The 16,887-nt window shown below is 65.9% G+C and carries 14 protein-coding genes; 9 read left to right on the top strand and 5 right to left on the bottom strand.

The window, feature by feature from the left end:
- Positions 1 to 94 precede the first annotated feature (94 nt).
- Both gap and tkt read right to left on the bottom strand, forming a co-directional pair.
- On the bottom strand, positions 95 to 1,093 hold the full coding sequence (gap, locus tag AB6724_RS08845; RefSeq protein WP_369338150.1) for a type I glyceraldehyde-3-phosphate dehydrogenase: 999 nt from the start codon (positions 1,091 to 1,093) through the stop codon (positions 95 to 97).
- A gap of 138 nt (positions 1,094 to 1,231) precedes the next feature.
- Positions 1,232 to 3,277 (bottom strand): transketolase, encoded by a 2,046-nt coding sequence (gene tkt, locus AB6724_RS08840; protein ID WP_369338149.1) that lies wholly within the window; start codon positions 3,275 to 3,277, stop codon positions 1,232 to 1,234.
- A gap of 143 nt (positions 3,278 to 3,420) precedes the next feature.
- Here tkt and AB6724_RS08835 point away from each other — a divergent pair, with 143 nt between their 5' ends.
- From AB6724_RS08835 to pyk, 5 genes are all read left to right on the top strand, one after another.
- Positions 3,421 to 4,188 carry a nucleotidyltransferase family protein gene (locus AB6724_RS08835; protein WP_369338148.1) on the top strand — a complete coding sequence of 256 codons (768 nt, stop codon included), beginning with the start codon at positions 3,421 to 3,423 and terminating at the stop codon, positions 4,186 to 4,188.
- A gap of 280 nt (positions 4,189 to 4,468) precedes the next feature.
- Entirely contained in the window at positions 4,469 to 5,317 is an 849-nt protein-coding gene (locus tag AB6724_RS08830) for a TSUP family transporter (protein ID WP_369338147.1), read from the top strand.
- On the top strand, positions 5,314 to 6,696 hold the full coding sequence (locus AB6724_RS08825; protein WP_369338146.1) for an aminopeptidase P N-terminal domain-containing protein: 1,383 nt from the start codon (positions 5,314 to 5,316) through the stop codon (positions 6,694 to 6,696). The genes AB6724_RS08830 and AB6724_RS08825 overlap by 4 nt, the downstream gene beginning before the upstream one ends.
- Before the next feature lie 20 nt (positions 6,697 to 6,716).
- A complete protein-coding gene (locus tag AB6724_RS08820; RefSeq protein WP_369338145.1) occupies positions 6,717 to 7,487 on the top strand; it encodes an abortive infection protein in 771 nt (256 codons plus the stop codon).
- Between the two features lie 319 nt (positions 7,488 to 7,806).
- Positions 7,807 to 9,243, top strand: a complete 1,437-nt coding sequence (gene pyk, locus AB6724_RS08815) for a pyruvate kinase (protein ID WP_369338144.1) — start codon at positions 7,807 to 7,809, stop codon at positions 9,241 to 9,243.
- Positions 9,244 to 9,420: 177 nt separating this feature from the next.
- Here the strand turns inward: pyk and AB6724_RS08810 are convergent, their stop codons facing one another.
- From AB6724_RS08810 to AB6724_RS08800, 3 genes are read right to left on the bottom strand one after another with little or no spacing between them, the layout of a single operon-like run.
- Positions 9,421 to 10,005 (bottom strand): phosphatase PAP2 family protein, encoded by a 585-nt coding sequence (locus AB6724_RS08810; RefSeq protein WP_369338143.1) that lies wholly within the window; start codon positions 10,003 to 10,005, stop codon positions 9,421 to 9,423.
- A 33-nt stretch (positions 10,006 to 10,038) separates the two neighbouring features.
- The gene (locus tag AB6724_RS08805; RefSeq protein ID WP_369338142.1) at positions 10,039 to 10,776 is read right to left on the bottom strand and encodes a phosphatase PAP2 family protein; all 738 of its coding nucleotides are present in this window, start codon (positions 10,774 to 10,776) and stop codon (positions 10,039 to 10,041) included.
- A 52-nt stretch (positions 10,777 to 10,828) separates the two neighbouring features.
- Positions 10,829 to 11,425 (bottom strand): phosphatase PAP2 family protein, encoded by a 597-nt coding sequence (locus AB6724_RS08800; RefSeq protein WP_369338141.1) that lies wholly within the window; start codon positions 11,423 to 11,425, stop codon positions 10,829 to 10,831.
- Positions 11,426 to 11,592: 167 nt separating this feature from the next.
- Here AB6724_RS08800 and AB6724_RS08795 point away from each other — a divergent pair, with 167 nt between their 5' ends.
- The 4 genes from AB6724_RS08795 to AB6724_RS08780 all read left to right on the top strand — a co-directional run bounded on the left by AB6724_RS08795 (position 11,593) and on the right by AB6724_RS08780 (position 16,756).
- Positions 11,593 to 12,282, top strand: coding sequence for a response regulator transcription factor (locus tag AB6724_RS08795; protein WP_369338140.1), 690 nt, complete (start codon positions 11,593 to 11,595; stop codon positions 12,280 to 12,282).
- The gene (locus tag AB6724_RS08790) at positions 12,279 to 13,643 is read left to right on the top strand and encodes a histidine kinase dimerization/phospho-acceptor domain-containing protein (RefSeq protein WP_369338139.1); all 1,365 of its coding nucleotides are present in this window, start codon (positions 12,279 to 12,281) and stop codon (positions 13,641 to 13,643) included. The genes AB6724_RS08795 and AB6724_RS08790 overlap by 4 nt, the downstream gene beginning before the upstream one ends.
- Before the next feature lie 130 nt (positions 13,644 to 13,773).
- Positions 13,774 to 14,838 (top strand): class II fructose-bisphosphate aldolase, encoded by a 1,065-nt coding sequence (fba, locus tag AB6724_RS08785; protein ID WP_369338138.1) that lies wholly within the window; start codon positions 13,774 to 13,776, stop codon positions 14,836 to 14,838.
- 241 nt (positions 14,839 to 15,079) lie between these two features.
- Positions 15,080 to 16,756: a long-chain-fatty-acid--CoA ligase gene (locus tag AB6724_RS08780; protein WP_369338137.1), complete on the top strand. Its 1,677-nt coding sequence runs from the start codon at positions 15,080 to 15,082 to the stop codon at positions 16,754 to 16,756.
- The last annotated feature ends 131 nt before the right edge of the window (positions 16,757 to 16,887 follow it).

Genomic DNA, 16,887 nt, shown 5'->3' with positions numbered 1-16,887 from the left:
AAAGCCAGCAACGCTGCCGCTGCTGGCTTTCTTGATAGCTGACAGCGCTGATGGAACAAGCGCTGCAGCCGGGTTGGGCCGTAATCCGCGAGGATTACTTGGCCACCACGCGCACCATTTCCAGGCACTTGTTGGAGTAGCCCCACTCGTTGTCGTACCAGGACACGACCTTGACGAAGGTCTTGTCCAGGGCGATACCGGCTTCGGCGTCGAACACGGAGGTGCAGGTTTCGCCGCGGAAGTCGGTAGCGACCACCTTGTCTTCGGTGTAGCCCAGCACGCCCTTCAGAGCGCCTTGGGACTGGGCCTTCATTTCGGCACAGATTTCTTCGTAGGTGGCTTCGCTGTTCAGTTCCACGGTCAGGTCAACCACGGACACGTCGGACGTGGGCACGCGGAAGGACATGCCGGTCAGCTTCTTGTTCAGCTCGGGGATCACCACGCCCACGGCCTTGGCAGCGCCGGTGCTCGAAGGAATGATGTTTTCCAGAATGCCGCGGCCGCCGCGCCAGTCCTTGTTGGACGGGCCGTCCACGGTCTTTTGCGTGGCGGTTGCAGCGTGCACGGTGGTCATCAGGCCGCGCTTGATGCCCCACTTGTCGTTCAGCACCTTGGCCACGGGAGCCAGGCAGTTGGTGGTGCAGGAAGCGTTGGAGATCACGTCCTGGCCGGCATAGGTCTTGTCGTTCACGCCGTACACGAACATGGGCGTCGCGTCCTTGGAAGGCGCGGACATGATGACCTTCTTGGCGCCGGCGGCGATGTGCTTGCGCGCGGTTTCGTCGGTCAGGAACAGGCCGGTGGATTCGATCACCACTTCGGCGCCGACTTCGTTCCACTTCAGGGCGGCGGGGTCGCGTTCCTGGGTCAGGCGGATCTTCTTGCCGTTGACGACCAGGGTGTTGCCTTCGACGGAAACTTCGCCGTCAAAACGGCCGTGCACGCTGTCGTACTTGAGCATGTAAGCCAGGTAGTCGGGCTCGAGCAGGTCGTTGATGCCGACGATTTCGATGTCCGAGAAGTTTTGCACTGCGGAGCGCAGCACGTTGCGGCCAATGCGGCCGAAGCCGTTGATACCAACCTTGATCGTCATAGTTGCCTCGTAGATAGTGAGTAATGAAACCGGAGCGGATTGTGCCCGGACCGATTCATACAGAGCCTAGTCCGGACGGCTGATTTGTGCCCAAGCGCAAACTTCAGCCGGAAAAAAGGGGCACGAGGCCCCTTCTGCTTACTTGCCAGCGTTCTGCAGGGCCACCTGCACGGTATCGGCCACGTTCTCGGCCGTGAAGCCGAAGTGCTTGAACAGCACGCCTGCGGGAGCGGACTCGCCATAGCTGTCGATGCCGACCACGGCCGCGCAGCCGTACTTCCACCAGAAGTCGGTCACGCCCATTTCCACGGCGATGCGCGGCAGGCCGGCGGGCAGCACGGACGTCTTGTACTTCACGTCCTGACGGTCGAAGGTCGTGGTGCTGGGCATGGAGACCACGCGCACGGCGATCTTGCGCTCGGCCAGCAGCTTTTGCGCGGCCAGGGCCAGCTGCACCTCGGAGCCGGTGGCGATGATCACGGCCTGGGCCTTCTTTTTGAGGCCGATGTCCTTGGGCTCGCTCAGCACATAGGCGCCGCAGGCGATGTCGTCCAGCGCCTCTTCGCTCTTGGGCGAGTAGGCCAGGTTCTGGCGGCTCAGCAGCATGGCCGTGGGCTTGTTCCTGTGGCTCAGGGCCACGGTCCAGGCCACGGCGGTCTCCGTCGTGTCGGCGGGACGCCACACGTCCAGGCCCGGGATCAGGCGCAGGCTGGCTGCGTGTTCGATGGACTGGTGGGTGGGGCCGTCTTCGCCCAGGCCGATGGAGTCGTGCGTGAACACATGGACCACGCGCTGCTTCATCAGAGCCGCCATGCGGATGGCATTGCGGCTGTAGTCGGAGAAGGTCAGGAACGTGCCGCCGTAGGGGATGAAGCCGCCGTGCAGGGCGATGCCGTTCATGATGGCGGCCATGCCGAATTCGCGCACGCCGTAGTTGATGTGGCGGCCGATCTTGCCGTCTTCGGTCTTGACCACTGCACCCTTGTCGTCCACACGCAGCGAGGGGGTGAACTTGGTGTTGGTCAGGTTGGAGCCGGTCAGGTCGGCAGAGCCGCCCAGCAGCTCGGGCAGAGCGGCGGTCAGGCCTTCCAGGGCCAGCTGGCTGGCCTTGCGGCTGGCCACGGTGGCGGCGGCGTCATGCGCGTCGGACGCGATCTTGGCCGCAGTCTCGAGGAAGTTGGCGGGCAGATCGCCGGCCATGCGGCGCTTGAACTCGGCAGCCTGCTGGGGGTAGGCCTTCTCGTAGGCGGCGAACTTGTCGTTCCAGGCGGCTTCGGCCTTGGCGCCCTGGCCCTTGGCATCCCAGTCGGTGTAGACCTCGGCGGGAATCTCGAAGGGGCCGTAGTTCCAGCCCAGCGCGGCGCGGGTCAGCACGATTTCCTCGGCGCCCAGGGGTTCGCCGTGGGCCTTGGCCGTGTCCTGGCGGTTGGGCGAGCCCTTGCCGATATGGGTCTTGCAGCAGATCAGCGTGGGCTTGTCGGCGCTCTTCTTGGCGGCGGCAATGGCCTTGTCCACGGCGTCCACATTGTGGCCGTCAACGGCGCGGATCACGTTCCAGCCGTAGGCTTCGAAGCGCTCGGGCGTGTTGTCGATGAACCAGGGGGTGACCTTGCCGTCGATGGAGATGCCGTTGTCGTCGTACAGGGCGATCAGCTTGTTGAGCTTCCAGGCGCCGGCCAGGGCTGCGGCTTCATGGCTGACGCCTTCCATCAGGCAGCCATCGCCCAGGAACGCGTAGGTGTGGTGGTCAACGATGGCGTGCTGGTCCTGGTTGAACTCGGCGGCCAGCAGCTTCTCGGCCAGCGCAAAGCCCACGGCATTGGTGATGCCCTGGCCCAGGGGGCCGGTGGTGGTTTCCACGCCGGGAGTAATGCCCACTTCGGGGTGGCCCGCGGTCTTGCTGTGCAGCTGACGGAAGTTCTTCAGCTCTTCGATGGGCAGGTTGTAGCCGCTCAGGTGCAGCAGCGAATAGATCAGCATGGAGCCGTGGCCGTTCGACAGGATGAAGCGGTCGCGGTTGGCCCAGTGAGGATTCACGGGGTTGTGCTGGAGGTGGCGGCTCCACAGTGCAACGGCCATGTCGGCCATGCCCATGGGGGCACCGGGGTGGCCGGAGTTGGCTTGTTGAACGGCATCCATTGCGAGTGCGCGGATCGCATTCGCCATTTGTTGAGTGTTGGCCATCAGGGCGCTCCGAAAAGGAGAAGGTAATTCTGCTAAGCCCTCCATTTTAATTGAGGCCCAATTTTCGCAGGCGGGATGCGGGTCAATGCACTACAGTGCAGCCCAAGAAACGGGCGGTTGCCCTGTTGAAAAAGCCGATCCGCATGACTGTTGAAGCCTCTGCTCCCTCCTTTGTTCAACCCGTTGCCATGTTGCTGGCGGCCGGCCGCGGCGAGCGCATGCGGCCGCTGACGGATGCCACGCCCAAGCCGCTGCTCAAGGTGCAGGGCCGGCCTCTGCTGCAGCACCATCTGCAGGCCCTGGTCGCGGCCCGCGTGCCGCGTGCCGTGATCAACACCGGCTGGCTGGGGGAGCAGATTCCCGCATACTTCGGTGAGGTTTTTGCGCCCCGGGCGGCCGGGGATGAGCACGGGCGGCTGCCGCTTGCGTATTCCTCCGAACCCGCCCAGGCCTACGAGACCGCGGGCGGCATCAGCCGTGCGCTGCCGCGGCTGGGCGACATGTTCTGGCTGGCCGCCGGCGATGTCTATGCGCCGGACTTCCACTTTCCCGCGGCGGCGGCCCAGGCCTTTGCGCAAAGCGATGAACTGGCCCGTCTGTGGCTGGTGCCCAACCCCGCGCACAACCTGCGCGGCGACTTCGGACTGAGTGAGGATGGCAAGGCGCTGGACCTGCCCGAGGGCGACACCCGTCCGCGCTACACCTACAGCACCATCGCGCTATTGAAAGCGCAGCTGTTTGCACAGCCCTGGTTTGACGTCGAGCCCGGAAACCCCCAAGGCCTGCGCGCGCCGCTGGCCCCGCTGCTGCGCCGCGCCATGGCCGACGGCCGCGTGGGCGCATCGCTGTACACCGGCCGCTGGGTGGATGTGGGGACGCCCGAGCGACTGGCTCAGCTCAATCGGGACTGAGGCGTGAGCACACGCAGCATTGACTGGCAGGGCAAGTCCATGGTTCACGCCTGCACGGCCAATGCGAGCCGGGGCTGCTGCTGCCGGCCAAGGACGGGGTTTGAATCTGGATTCCTTGCAGCGCTTGTCCATCAAGCGCAAGCAGCTATTGATTCGAGAGTCTTCTGCGGATTGCACGGACGCTTGTCATGGCAAGCGTCTGCTATGCTTTTTACCTTTCTGACTGGCGCAACCGGATGCAAATCCACAGTTCCTCTTGTGGCCGTCGTCGGGTGAGTGCATGCAAATCGTTTTCTTCATGGCCCTGGTGGGGCTGGCCGCGTTCTGCCAGAACCTCACGGGCTTCGCGTTCGGCCTGATCTTTGTCGGCGTGGCGGGGGCCTCGCGGCTGATGGACATCGCCGATGCGGCCAATGTGGCCTGCCTGCTGTCCATCGTCAACGGCGCCAGCTATATGCGTGCCCACCGCTTCCAGCCCGACTGGTCCATGCTCAAGCCCATGCTCGTCAGCAGCCTGCTGGGCGTGGCGGGCGGCGTGCTGCTGCTGCACTGGCTCAGCGGCAATACGCTTAACGGCTTGCGCATGGCATTGGGCGCGGTGATCGTGCTCTGCGCGCTGCTGTTGCTGATGCAGAAAACAGCGCTGGGCCAGCCCTCCGGGAAGGGCGCGCTGTGGCTGGCGGGCCTCTCGTCGGGCGTTCTGGGCGGGCTGTTCGCGACGCCGGGGCCGCCCATGGTCTACCACCTGTATCGCCAGCCGCTGGACCGGATGCTGGTGCGCCACTGCCTGTTCGCCATGTTCGTCACCTGCGCGGTCTTGCGCGCCATCATGGTGGCGGTAGAGGGGCAACTCAACGCAGCGGTGTTCGGCTGGACCGCACTGGCCTTTCCGGTGGTCACCGGCGTGACCTGGTGGAGCGCCAGGCATCCGCCGGCCTTGCCCAGGAAGCTGGTGGAATGGCTGGTCTGCGGCTTGCTGCTGCTGGCGGGTGCCAGCCTGTTCTGGTCGGGCTGGCAGGCGGGCCGGCCCGAGGCCGTGGTGCCCGACGACGCGACGGCCCTGCTGATGCATACCCTTGGATGTAAGCCGATGTACAGCGGTCCATCCGGCAGTACGATAGACGCATGACTTCTGTATACGCCCAACGCCGCGCACGCTTGGCCGCCCAGTTGGGCGACGGCGGTGTCGCCATCATCCCCACGGCTCCCGAGCTGAACCGCAATCGCGACACCGAATATCTGTATCGCCACGACAGCTATTTCTACTATCTCACCGGCTTCAGCGAGCCCAACACCTGCCTGGTGCTGAGCGGCGACGGCCGGAGCGTGCTGTTTTGCCAGCCCAAGGATCTGGAGCGCGAAATCTGGACCGGCTATCGCCTCGGGCCCGAGGCGGCCAGGGCGCAGCTGGCCGTGGATCAGGCGTTTTCCAGCGACGAAATCAATGCGCGCCTGCCGCGCCTGCTCGAAAACCGCGAGCGGGTCTGGTTTCCGTTCGCCACCCACCAGGGCCTGGCCGAGCGTGTCGAAGGCTGGCTGGGCCAGGTGCGCGCCCGTTCGCGCTACGGCGTGCTGTGCCCGACCCAGCAGGGCGATGTCTGCGCGCTGCTCGACGAGATGCGTCTGGTCAAGGACGAGCAGGAGCTGGCCATCATGCGCCGGGCCTCGCAGATCAGCGCCCGCGCCCATGTGCGCGCCATGCAGCGTTCGGCGCGCATGATCCGCAACGGCGAGGAGGTGCGCGAATACCATCTCGACGCCGAGCTGCTGCATGAGTTCCGCCAGCATGGCTCGCAATACGTGGCCTATGGCTCCATCGTGGCCGCGGGCGCCAACGCCTGCGTGCTGCACTACCAGGCCGACAAGGCGCCGGTGCGGCCCGGCGAACTGGTGCTGATCGACGCGGGCTGCGAGCTCGACGGCTATGCCAGCGACATCACGCGCACCTTTCCGGCCGACGGCAGGTTCACCGGCCCGCAGCGCGCGCTCTACGACCTGGTGCATGCGAGCCAGGAGGCGGCCATCGCGGAGATCCGGGCCGGCAAGCGCTTCAACGACCCGCACGAGGCCACCGTGGCCGTGCTGGCCCAGGGCCTGCTGGACTTGGGGCTGCTGGATCGCACCAAGTACGGCACGGCCGCGGACGTGATCGAGTCGCGTGCCTATTTCCAGTTCTATATGCATCGCACGGGCCACTGGCTGGGCATGGACGTGCACGACTGCGGCAGCTATGTGGAGCCCACGGAGCTGGGCGTGGTCAGCGAGCGCAAGGACCCGATCTCGGGCGAAGTCATCGCCAACCGCCCCAGCCGCATCCTGCGCCCCGGCATGGTGACCACGGTCGAGCCCGGCCTCTATGTGCGGCCCGCACCCGGCGTGCCCGAGCAGTTCCACAACATCGGCATCCGCATCGAGGACGATGCCGTGGTGACCGAAACCGGCTGTGAGCTCATCACCCGCGGCGTGCCGGTCAAGGCCGACGAGATCGAAGCGCTGATGCGTGGCTGACCCGTGCGAGACGGCTGCCCATGACCGACTCCCTCCCCAAGGACGCCAAGAGCTCCGCGACGCAGAGCGGGCATCTGGGCATCTGGCTCTGGGCCCTGGGTCTGCCGGGCGTGCTGTCGCTGGCCTGGACGGTGCGGCCCGAGTGGCTGGGCGCGCTAACCTCCCAGCATTCGATCTTCATGGCGCGCTGGCTGGCGGCGGCAGGCCTGAGCCTGCTGCTGGCGCTCAGCGTCTGGCTGGGCGTGAGGCTGGGGCCGCAGGTAGGCCTGGGCACGCCCCTGGTCAGCATCGTGGTCCAGGGGCGGTCACCCTGGCGCGGCATACGCTTTCTGAGCCTGCCGGGAATGGCGGGCGGCATCATAGGCGCGGTCTGGCTGGTGACGCTGGCCGTGCTCTGGCCCGAGAGCCTGGCCATGGTGGACCCGGTCTACGGCCTGCCGCTGCTGCCCAAGCTGCTGTATGGCGGCATCACCGAGGAGCTGCTGCTGCGCTACGGCGGCCTGTCGCTGGTGATGTGGCTGCTGTGGCGGCTGTTCGGCGACGGCCAGCAGCGCCCGAGCTGGCTGCTGGGCTGGTGGGCCGTGGTCGTCACGGCCTTGCTGGCGGGCGCAATCCCGGTGTACTTCGCCTGGTCCATGGTGGCCCATATTTCGGCCCCGGTGATGGCGCAGCTGCTGCTGTGCGAAATCGTCTACGGGCTGCTGGCCGGCCTGCTGTTCTGGCGCTACGGCCTGGAGGCCGCGATGCTGGCCCATGTGGTGACCTATCTGTTCTCCCACGGGCTGGTTTAAGAGCGTGTTCACGCTCTCAGCCCGCACATTTGAACCTGCGGGGTAAAACTGTTTCAACGCCGCTCTTGATGCACTGCACAACGAACGCGCGAACAGTCCTCATTACCTCTGGGAGTGCTCTTTGATTGATAGCGTTTTGCGCTTGCAATGTATTGATTGCACGCGAAGTTTGCGGTGATCGCTAGAAACGGCCAGCGGATAAAGCTACAGTTTTAGTGGATGTCGCGGCCTGTTGCCGCGTTGTCGAAGATGCGGTCATGTAACCGCTTCCGTGCCAGAATTGAAACCCGATTACATTCCATCGCGAGAGAGACATTTCATGCAAATCCGTCGTGCTACCAAGATCGTCGCCACACTGGGCCCCGCTTCCAGCGATCCGCAGCTGCTTGAGCAAATGGTGCGCGAAGGCGTGAACGTCGTGCGCCTGAACTTCAGCCATGGCAAGGCCCAGGACCATATCGACCGCGCCGTCATGGTGCGCGAAGCCGCCCAGCGCGCGGGCCGCGAGGTCGCCATCATGGCCGACCTGCAGGGTCCCAAGATCCGCGTCGGCAAGTTCGCCGAGGGCAAGGTCTGGCTGGAGCCCGGCATGCGCTTTGTGCTCGACGCCTCGCGCACCGAGCCCGGCGACATCCACGGCGTGGGCCTGGACTACAAGGAGCTGCCGCGCGATGTGAAGGCCGGCGATGTGCTGCTGCTCAACGACGGCCTGATCGTGATGACGGTGGAAGCCGTGCGCGGCGAGGCCGTGCACACCATCGTCAAGCTCGGCGGCGAGCTGTCCAACAACAAGGGCATCAACAAGCAGGGCGGCGGCCTGACGGCCCCGGCGCTGACCGCCAAGGACATGGAAGACATCAAGACCGCGATGAGCTTCCAGGCCGACTATGTGGCCGTGAGCTTTCCCAAGAATGCCACCGACATGGAAATGGCCCGCCAGCTGTGCAATGTAGCCGCGGCCCAGTACGGCCACAAGCCCGGCCTGATCGCCAAGATCGAGCGTGCCGAAGCCATTCCGCGCCTCGAGGAAATCCTCAAGGTCTCCGACGGCATCATGGTGGCGCGCGGCGACCTGGCCGTGGAAGTCGGCAATGCCGCCGTGCCCGCGCTGCAGAAGAAGATGATCCGCATGGCGCGCGACATGGACAAGGTGGTCATCACCGCGACCCAGATGATGGAGTCCATGATCACCAACCCCGTGCCCACGCGCGCCGAGGTCAGCGACGTGGCGAATGCCGTGCTCGACGGCACCGATGCCGTGATGCTCAGCGCCGAAACCGCGGCCGGCAAGTACCCGCTGGAAACCGTGCGCGAGATGGCCGCCATCTGCGCGGCCGCCGAGGCCGCCGAAGATCGCGTCAAGGATGCAGACTTCAGCAACAGCCAGTTCAAGCGTACCGACCAGGCGATTGCGCTGGGCGCGCTGTTCACGGCCCACCATCTGGGCGCCAAGGCCATCGTGGCCATGACGGACAGCGGCTCCACGGCGCTGTGGATGAGCCGCCACCGCATCCATATCCCCATCTATGCGCTGACGCCGCGTCTGGCGACCCAACGCCGGATGGCGCTGTACCGCAATGTGCGGCCTCTGCTGATGGACACCAGCGCCGACCGCGACACCGCGCTGGACCAGGCCAAGGGCCATCTGCTGGAGCGCGGCATCGTGCAGTCGGGCGATGTGTATGCGATCACCTGCGGCGAACCCATGGGCCAGCCGGGCGGCACCAATATGCTCAAGATCTGCCGCGTGGAGTGATTGAGGGCTTCCCCCTCTCTCTGCGGGAGGGGGACAACAGCCTCGCTGCGGGGCGGCCCTTGCTCGCTGTTTCCTGGTTGGGCTGTGCCTCATTAAAAAGCTGCCAGCGCTTGATGCATAAGCGCTGGCAGCTTTTGTTTTAATAGCGTTGGTCTCAGTCCCTGAGTGACGGCTCCGTTATTCGGAAGCCTGGGGCGCTGCGGGCGGTGTCGCGGCGCGCCTGAGGCCATGGCGGCGCCTCGCCCACCACAGGCCCGCATGCCAGGCGCAGACCGCGCTGGTGCAGCCGACGACGGCGCCGGCCAGGATGTCCGAGGGGAAATGCACGCCCAGCACCACGCGGCTCAGGGCCATGGCGCAGGCCAGCAGCCAGACCAGGGGCGGCAGCCAGGACCTATGGCGCGTCACGCCCAGCTGCACGCTCTGCGCCAAGGCAAAGGCGCCGGCCGCATGCATGCTGGGAAAGCTGGCGCTGCCGCCGTGCTGAATCCATTGCTGGCCCATGCCGAGCTGGGCCGGGCGCGGCATGGGAAAGCCCCAGCGTATGAGGCGGCAGGCCACCCAGGCCAGGGCCATGGACAGCAGGGCCAGTTGCAGGCTGCGGCGCCAGCCCTTGCCCATGGCCAGCAGACCGGCGGCAATGGGCAGGGCGGACAGCACCGGCAGCCAGTTGGAGGCAAAGCGCGCCATGGGCACCAGCCATTGCGGGCTGTGGGTGCTGGCGTTCAGATAGTGAAAGAAGGAGGGATCAAAGAACAGCATGAATACTCTCTCGCTGAAAAGCTGCGGCGCGCCTCAGTCGGCAGACAGCAGGGTGTCGGGCTCGGCGGGCGGGCGCGCCGGTGTCTGCCGGGCCAGGTGGCGGGTGACGAGCAGATCGCAGAGCCAGCTGCAGGACCAGCACAGCCAGGCCGTCCACAGCGTGTGGCTCATGAAGTGCGCGCCGCGCATCTGCTGGGCCAGGCCCAGCGCGAAGCCGGCCAGCAGGGCCGCGGCCAGCCAGCAGCGCGCGGCCCGCGGCTGCGTATGGCGCAGCGCGAAATAGCCGCTGATGAAGGCAAAGCCCGCCGAGGCATGGCCGGCCGGAAAACAATGGCCGCCGCCGCCGTCCGCCACGCCCCAGGCCCAGTGCGAGACCAGGTGGCCGATGCCACCAAAATCACTGAGATCCCAGGGGCAGCTGGTGATGCTGATGCGCTTCATCACGGTCATCACGGCCAGGCCCAGCATGGCGACCGCCACCAGCTGTACGCGCCTGGCATAAGGCAGGCGCCGCAGCAGGCCGACCGGCCACCAGATGCCCAGGCTCAGGCCCAGGACCAGAGCCCAGGCCAGCTTGCGCGCGCCATCGTGGGCAATGGTGACCATGAACCAGTTGTGCTGCAGGGCAAAGCCCTGGTCGTTGCCAAACCAGTGGGCCATGGGCAGATCCAGCCCGCTCATGTCCCAGGCCAGCACGCAGCCCAGCGCAACCACGGTCCAGCTCAGCAGCTGCGGCGTGGACTGCAGGGAAGGGCTGACAGGCTTGACCATGCCTGCCACGATAGAAAGCGCTTCTTAACAATGGCTTAAAAGCGCGGCGCTGCTATCGGCTGCCCAGCCAGGCGAAGCGCAGCTGCCTGAGGCGCGGCGCCAGACGCAGGCGCAGATGCCGTCCGCGGCGCAGCCGCCAGGCGAGGTTCCAGACCAGCATGGCGCTGGCGCAGCCGACCAGGGCGCCGGCCATCACGTCCGAGGGGAAGTGCACGCCCAGATGCACGCGGCTCCAGGCGATGGCAACGGCCGCGGCCCAGGCCAGCAGCACCAGCGGTCGGGAGCGGCGCGTGCTGCCCAGGCTCAGGGACATGGCCAGCGCAAAAGCGCCGCAGGCATGCTGGCTGGGAAAGCTGGCACGGCCGCCATGCGCAATCCATTGCATGCCCAGGTTCAGCTGGAAGGGGCGCGGTGTGGGGAAGCCCCAGCGTATCAGGCGTGCGATCAGCCAGGCGGTGGCCATGGACAGCAGCAGCAGCAGCATGCTGCGGCGCAGGGCCGGGGAGCCACGCAGCAGCGCGAGGACGACCAGGATTCCACTCAGCTGGGGCAGCCATGCGGACAGCAGGCGGGCGGCCTGGATGCTCAGCCAGGGCGTCTGCGCATCGGCATTGACCAGCGCGTACAGGAGTGGATCAAAGAAGAACATCGAGCGCGCGCCAGGGATGAGTGAGCTGCGCATCATAGAGGACGGCAGCGGCCGCGAAATTGCAGTTTTCCCGCCTGTAGCGCGGCTGCAACCGCAGAGCGGCCGGGCGCGTGGGCGGCAATCGCCTTGCGGCCGGCGGGGCCGGTATTGCCAAGCACAATGCGCTCATGCGAATTCTGGTGGTCGAAGATAACGAGGGCATTGCAGCCGGCCTGCGTGCCAATCTCATGCAGCGCGGCTATGCGGTGGATGTCTGCGCCAGCGTGGCCGAGGCCTGGCATGCGCTGAGCATCGAGCGTTTCGATGCCGTGCTGCTGGATCTGGGCCTGCCCGACGGCGACGGCAGCGAGGTGGTGCGCCGCCTGCGCTCCCAGGCGGCCCGGCCCGGCCAGCTGCCGGACGCGGCCACGCCGGTACTGATACTGACGGCGCGGGACCAGGTGCGCGACAGGGTCGCGGGGCTGAACCTGGGGGCCGACGACTATCTGGTCAAGCCCTTCGACATGGACGAGCTGGAGGCCAGAATGCGCGCCATGCTGCGCCGGGCCGCGGGCCAGGCCTCGCCCGTGATCCGTCACGCGGCCCTGGAGGTGGACCCGGCCGCGCGCATCGTCAGGCAGGCGGGACGCGTGGTGGAGATCTCGCCGCGCGAATTCGCCGTGCTCTGGGCTCTGCTCCAGGCCCGGGGGCGGGTGCTGTCGCGCCAGCAGATCGAGGAGCATCTCTACAGCTGGGGCGATGCGGTGGAGAGCAATGCCGTCGAGGTCTATGTGCACCATCTGCGCAAGAAGCTGGGCCAGAAGATCATCGTCACCATGCGCGGCGTGGGCTACTTCATGCCGCAGGAGCAGGAATGACGCCGGCCGCGCCGCCCAGGCGCCGCAGCTCGCTGCAGCTGAATTTGCTGGCCTGGGTGCTGGCGGCGCTGGCCCTGGTCTGGGGCAGCTTCGTGGTCTGGGGCTACCAGACCGGCGTGCAGGAGGCCGACGAGCTGACGGACGGCCATTTGGCCAGCGTGGCGGCGCTGGCGCTGAACTGGCATGTGCAAGGCGATGTGCGCCCCAGTCCGCCGACCGCGGTCAAGCCGCCGCCGGGCCTGCATGCCCACGACTACCAGGAGTCGCTGAGCGTGGTGCTGTGGAATGCGGGCGGGCAGCTGATCGCGCGCAACGGCTCCGCGCCCCTGCCCGACTTCGGGATAGAGCAGGGCTTTGCCACGCTCAAGCTCGGGCCGCAGAGCATATGGCGCAGCTACACGCAGTGGAGCGCCGATCGCGCGGCCAAGGTCACGGTCATGATCGCCCTGCCCGAGCGCGACAGCCTGGCCGACGACATCGCCATGCAGATGATTGAGCCGGGCTTCTGGCTGCTGCCGGTGATCGTGATCGTGCTGGGCATTGCCATGCGCCGCGGCATGCAGCCGCTCCATCTGCTGTCCCAGGAGGTCGAGGCCCTGGACCTGAGCCGCGACCAGCGCGTCTCCGACGCGCATGTGCCGCGCGAGCTGGCGCCCATGGTCACCTCCATCAACACCTTGCTGGACCGGCAGCAGGCCGCGCTGGAGCGCGAGCGCAATCTGGCCAACGAGGTGGCCCACGAGCTGCGCACGCCGCTGGCCTCCATCGTGCTCCAGGCCCGGGCGCTGGAGTCCGCTCCGCATAGCGCCGGCGATGCGGCCGCCACGCGCCTGGCCTTGCAGCGCATAGGTCAGGATGCGCTGCATGCGGGCCATGTGCTGGACCAGCTGCTGGCCCTGGCCAGGGCCGGGCGCAGCCTGCCCGATGCGGCCTCGCTGCCGCCCGTGAACTGGGCCGACGTGGCGCGCGCCGTGGCGGCGTCCCAGGCCCAGAGCGCCTGGGACCGGCAGGACACGCTGGCCGTGGAGGCCCCCCCGACCCTGTGCGTGCGCGGCAACGCGCTGCTGCTGGAATCGGCCCTGCGCAATCTGGTGGAGAACGCGGTGCGCCACACCCCTGAGGGCACGCAGATCGAGGTACAGGCGGGCCTGGATGCCGAGCTGGGCCTGGCCTGGGTTCAGGTCTGCGACGACGGGCGGCGCGATGCGGCGGAGCCGGCGGTCCCGCCGGCCGACAGCCTGCGCCTGGGCCATGAAATCGTGGCCCGCATTCTGCAGGCCCATGAGGGGCGCTTTGCCGCGGCCCAGGCACCGCAAGGCTTCACCACCTGCTACCGCATGGAAATACCGGCGGCCGGTTAAAATCTGCGGTTACTAAGCGGTTACCTCCGGGTAGCTGCTGGTTTTTCCCCAGGCCGCAGCGGCTTTGCATACAGCGCAAGCCATGCATCGGCAGGGGCGTTGCCTCTCAAAACTTTGAACGGAACCCACCATGCCTCTTATCTCGATGCGCGAAATGCTCGACCATGCTGCAGAACACAGCTATGGCATTCCTGCCTTCAACGTCAACAACCTGGAACAGGTCCAGGCCGTGATGTCGGCGGCTGACGAAGTCGGTGCGCCCGTGATCCTGCAGGCCAGCGCCGGTGCCCGCAAATACGCCGGCGAGCCCTTCATCAAGCATCTGATCCAGGCCGCCGCCGAGATGTATCCCCACATCCCCCTGGTGATGCACCAGGACCACGGCACCACGCCCGAAGTCTGCCAGGGCGCGCTGAACCTGGGCTTCGGCTCGGTGATGATGGATGGCTCGCTGATGAGCGACGGCAAGACGCCTTCGTCCTTCGACTACAACGTGGACGTGACCCAGAAGGTCGTGGCCATGGCCCACCAGATCGGCGCCACCGTGGAAGGCGAACTGGGCTGCCTGGGCAATCTGGAAACCGGTGATGCCGGCGAGGAAGACGGCATCGGCGCCGTCGGCAAGCTGGACCACAGCCAGATGCTGACCGACCCCGAAGAAGCCGCGGTGTTCGTCAAGGCCACGCAGCTGGACGCACTGGCCATCGCCATCGGCACCAGCCACGGCGCCTACAAGTTCTCGCGCAAGCCCACAGGCGACATCCTGGCGATTTCCCGCGTCAAGGAAATCCACGCCCGCATCCCCAACACCCACCTGGTGATGCACGGCTCCTCCTCCGTGCCCCAGGAATTGCTGGCCATCATCAACCAGTACGGCGGCAAGATGAAGGAAACCTACGGCGTGCCCGTCGAGGAAATCCAGGAAGCCATCAAGTACGGCGTGCGCAAGATCAATATCGACACCGACATCCGCCTGGCCATGACCGGCGCGGTGCGCAAGTTCCTGGCCGAGAACCCCGACAAGTTCGACGCCCGCGAATGGCTCAAGCCCGCGCGCGAGGCCGCCAAACAGGTCTGCAAGGCCCGCTACATCGAGTTCGGCTGCGAAGGCCAGGGCGCCAAGATCAAGGGCTACAGCCTGGATCAGATGGCCAAGAAGTACGCTGCGGGCGATCTGGCCCAGCTGGTCAAGTAAGCCTCTGTTTTGATAGCTGCCAGCGCTTATCCGCCAAGCGCTGCAGGCTGGAAACATTCAAAGCCCGTCAGGCCTGTGCCGACGGGCTTTTTGCTGCTCCGTGCTCCAGGCCGGGCAGGGCTTGCGGGCAGGCTGTCGCCTAGGCAACTAGAGACTAGCCCTAGGGTTACTACAGTATCGAACGATCGTGCTTTTTATGAGAATAGTCTGATCAGACGATAAGACAGCGGAGACCAAAAGAATGAGTGACCGTCCTTGGCTGAGTGCCTATCCCGAGGGAGTTCCGGCCGATATCGATGCCTCGCAATACCCGTCGCTGGTGGCCTTGATGGAGGAGGCTTTCACCAAGCATGCGAACAAGGTGGCCTATTCCTTCATGGGCAAGGAGCTGACCTTTGCCCAGGTCGATGCGCAGAGCAAGGTGTTTGCGGCCTATCTGCAGAGCCTGGGCCTTGAGCGCGGCGACCGCGTGGCGCTGATGATGCCCAATATGCCGCAGTACCCGGTGGCCGTGGCCGGCGTGCTGCGCGCGGGCTTTGTGCTGGTCAACGTCAACCCGCTGTACACGGCGCGCGAGCTCGAGCACCAGCTCAAGGATTCGGGCGCCAAGGCCATCGTCATCATCGAGAACTTTGCCAAGACCCTGGAAGAGGGCATGCACGGCAGCGCCATCCAGCACATCGTGCTCTGCGCCATGGGCGATGAGCTGGGCCTGCTCAAGGGGGCGCTCGTCAACTTCGTGGTGCGTTCGGTCAAGAAGATGGTGCCGGCCTTCAATCTGCCCGGCGCCGTGCGCTTCAACGAGGCTCTGGCCAAGGGTCGCGGCGCGAAATTCACGGCTCCGGCCATCAAGCCCGACGACATGGCCCTGCTGCAGTACACGGGCGGCACCACGGGAGTCAGCAAGGGTGCGGTGCTGATGCACCGCAACATCATCGCCAACGTGCTGCAGTCCGAGGTCTGGAATGCTCCGGTCATGCAGAAGGTGCCGGCCGGCGAACAGCCGGCCAGCATCTGCGCGCTGCCGCTGTATCACATCTTCGCCTTCACGGTGAACATGATGCTGTCCATGCGCACGGGCGGCAAAACGGTGCTGATCCCGAATCCGCGCGATCTCAAGGCCACGCTCAAGGAGCTGTCCGGGCACCGCTTCCACAGCTTCCCGGCCGTGAACACGCTGTTCAACGGCCTGGCCAACCACCCCGATTTCAACACCGTGGACTGGTCGCATCTCAAGGTCTCGGTGGGCGGCGGCATGGCCGTGCAAAGCGCGGTCGCCGAGCTCTGGCTCAAGAAGACCGGCTGCCCCATCTGCGAAGGCTACGGCCTGTCGGAAACCAGTCCCTCGGTCACCTGCAATCCCGTCACCACCACCGCCTACTCGGGCACCATAGGCGTGCCCCTGCCCAGCACCTACGTCAAGCTGATAGGCAGCGACGGCCAGGATGTGAGCGAGCCGGGCCAGTCCGGCGAAATCGCCGTGCTGGGCCCGCAGGTCATGGCCGGATACTGGAACCGGCCCGATGAAACGGCCAAGAGCATGACGGCCGACGGCTATTTCCTCACCGGCGATATCGGCGTCATGGACGAGCGCGGCTACGTCAAGATCGTGGACCGCAAAAAGGACATGGTCATCGTCAGCGGTTTCAACGTCTACCCCAACGAGGTGGAGGACGTGGTCTCCAACTGCCCCGGCGTGCTCGAATGCGCGGTGGTCGGCGTGCCCGATGAAAAGTCGGGCGAGGCCATCAAGCTCATCATCGTCAAGAAGGATGCGCTGCTGACCGAGCAGGCCGTGCGCGACTACTGCCATGCCAATCTCACGGGCTACAAGCGCCCGCGCCACATCGTCTTCCGCACCGAGCTGCCCAAGACTCCCGTGGGCAAGATCCTGCGCCGGGAGCTGCGCGACGCCTGATTTCATCTTGTCTTCCAAGGCAATTTCACTGGGTGCTTAGGCACCCATTTTTTTTGGCTCTGTCTGCGTTCAGTGTTGAACTCTCCATATTTCCCGCCAGTCCAACGTACATGTAGGACTGTCGGGAGACT

Origin of the sequence: Comamonas guangdongensis, assembly GCF_041079535.1 — a bacterium.
GTDB classification, from domain to species: Bacteria; Pseudomonadota; Gammaproteobacteria; order Burkholderiales; family Burkholderiaceae_C; genus Comamonas; species Comamonas guangdongensis.
Note: the sequence above shows the minus strand (reverse complement) of the source record. Positions and strands in the feature narration are given on the sequence as shown.

Excerpts from the sequence above, each read along its gene's own strand:
- AB6724_RS08820 (WP_369338145.1), top strand. The coding sequence starts at position 6,717 with ATGACCGACTCCCTCCCCAAGGACGCCAAGAGCTCCGCGACGCAGAGC.
- AB6724_RS08780 (WP_369338137.1), top strand. The coding sequence starts at position 15,080 with ATGAGTGACCGTCCTTGGCTGAGTGCCTATCCCGAGGGAGTTCCGGCC.
- gap (WP_369338150.1), bottom strand. The coding sequence starts at position 1,093 with ATGACGATCAAGGTTGGTATCAACGGCTTCGGCCGCATTGGCCGCAAC.
- AB6724_RS08800 (WP_369338141.1), bottom strand. The coding sequence starts at position 11,425 with ATGTTCTTCTTTGATCCACTCCTGTACGCGCTGGTCAATGCCGATGCG.
- AB6724_RS08795 (WP_369338140.1), top strand. The coding sequence starts at position 11,593 with ATGCGAATTCTGGTGGTCGAAGATAACGAGGGCATTGCAGCCGGCCTG.
- AB6724_RS08825 (WP_369338146.1), top strand. The coding sequence starts at position 5,314 with ATGACTTCTGTATACGCCCAACGCCGCGCACGCTTGGCCGCCCAGTTG.
- AB6724_RS08805 (WP_369338142.1), bottom strand. The coding sequence starts at position 10,776 with ATGGTCAAGCCTGTCAGCCCTTCCCTGCAGTCCACGCCGCAGCTGCTG.
- tkt (WP_369338149.1), bottom strand. The coding sequence starts at position 3,277 with ATGGCCAACACTCAACAAATGGCGAATGCGATCCGCGCACTCGCAATG.
- AB6724_RS08790 (WP_369338139.1), top strand. The coding sequence starts at position 12,279 with ATGACGCCGGCCGCGCCGCCCAGGCGCCGCAGCTCGCTGCAGCTGAAT.
- AB6724_RS08830 (WP_369338147.1), top strand. The coding sequence starts at position 4,469 with ATGCAAATCGTTTTCTTCATGGCCCTGGTGGGGCTGGCCGCGTTCTGC.
- AB6724_RS08835 (WP_369338148.1), top strand. The coding sequence starts at position 3,421 with ATGACTGTTGAAGCCTCTGCTCCCTCCTTTGTTCAACCCGTTGCCATG.
- pyk (WP_369338144.1), top strand. The coding sequence starts at position 7,807 with ATGCAAATCCGTCGTGCTACCAAGATCGTCGCCACACTGGGCCCCGCT.
- fba (WP_369338138.1), top strand. The coding sequence starts at position 13,774 with ATGCCTCTTATCTCGATGCGCGAAATGCTCGACCATGCTGCAGAACAC.
- AB6724_RS08810 (WP_369338143.1), bottom strand. The coding sequence starts at position 10,005 with ATGCTGTTCTTTGATCCCTCCTTCTTTCACTATCTGAACGCCAGCACC.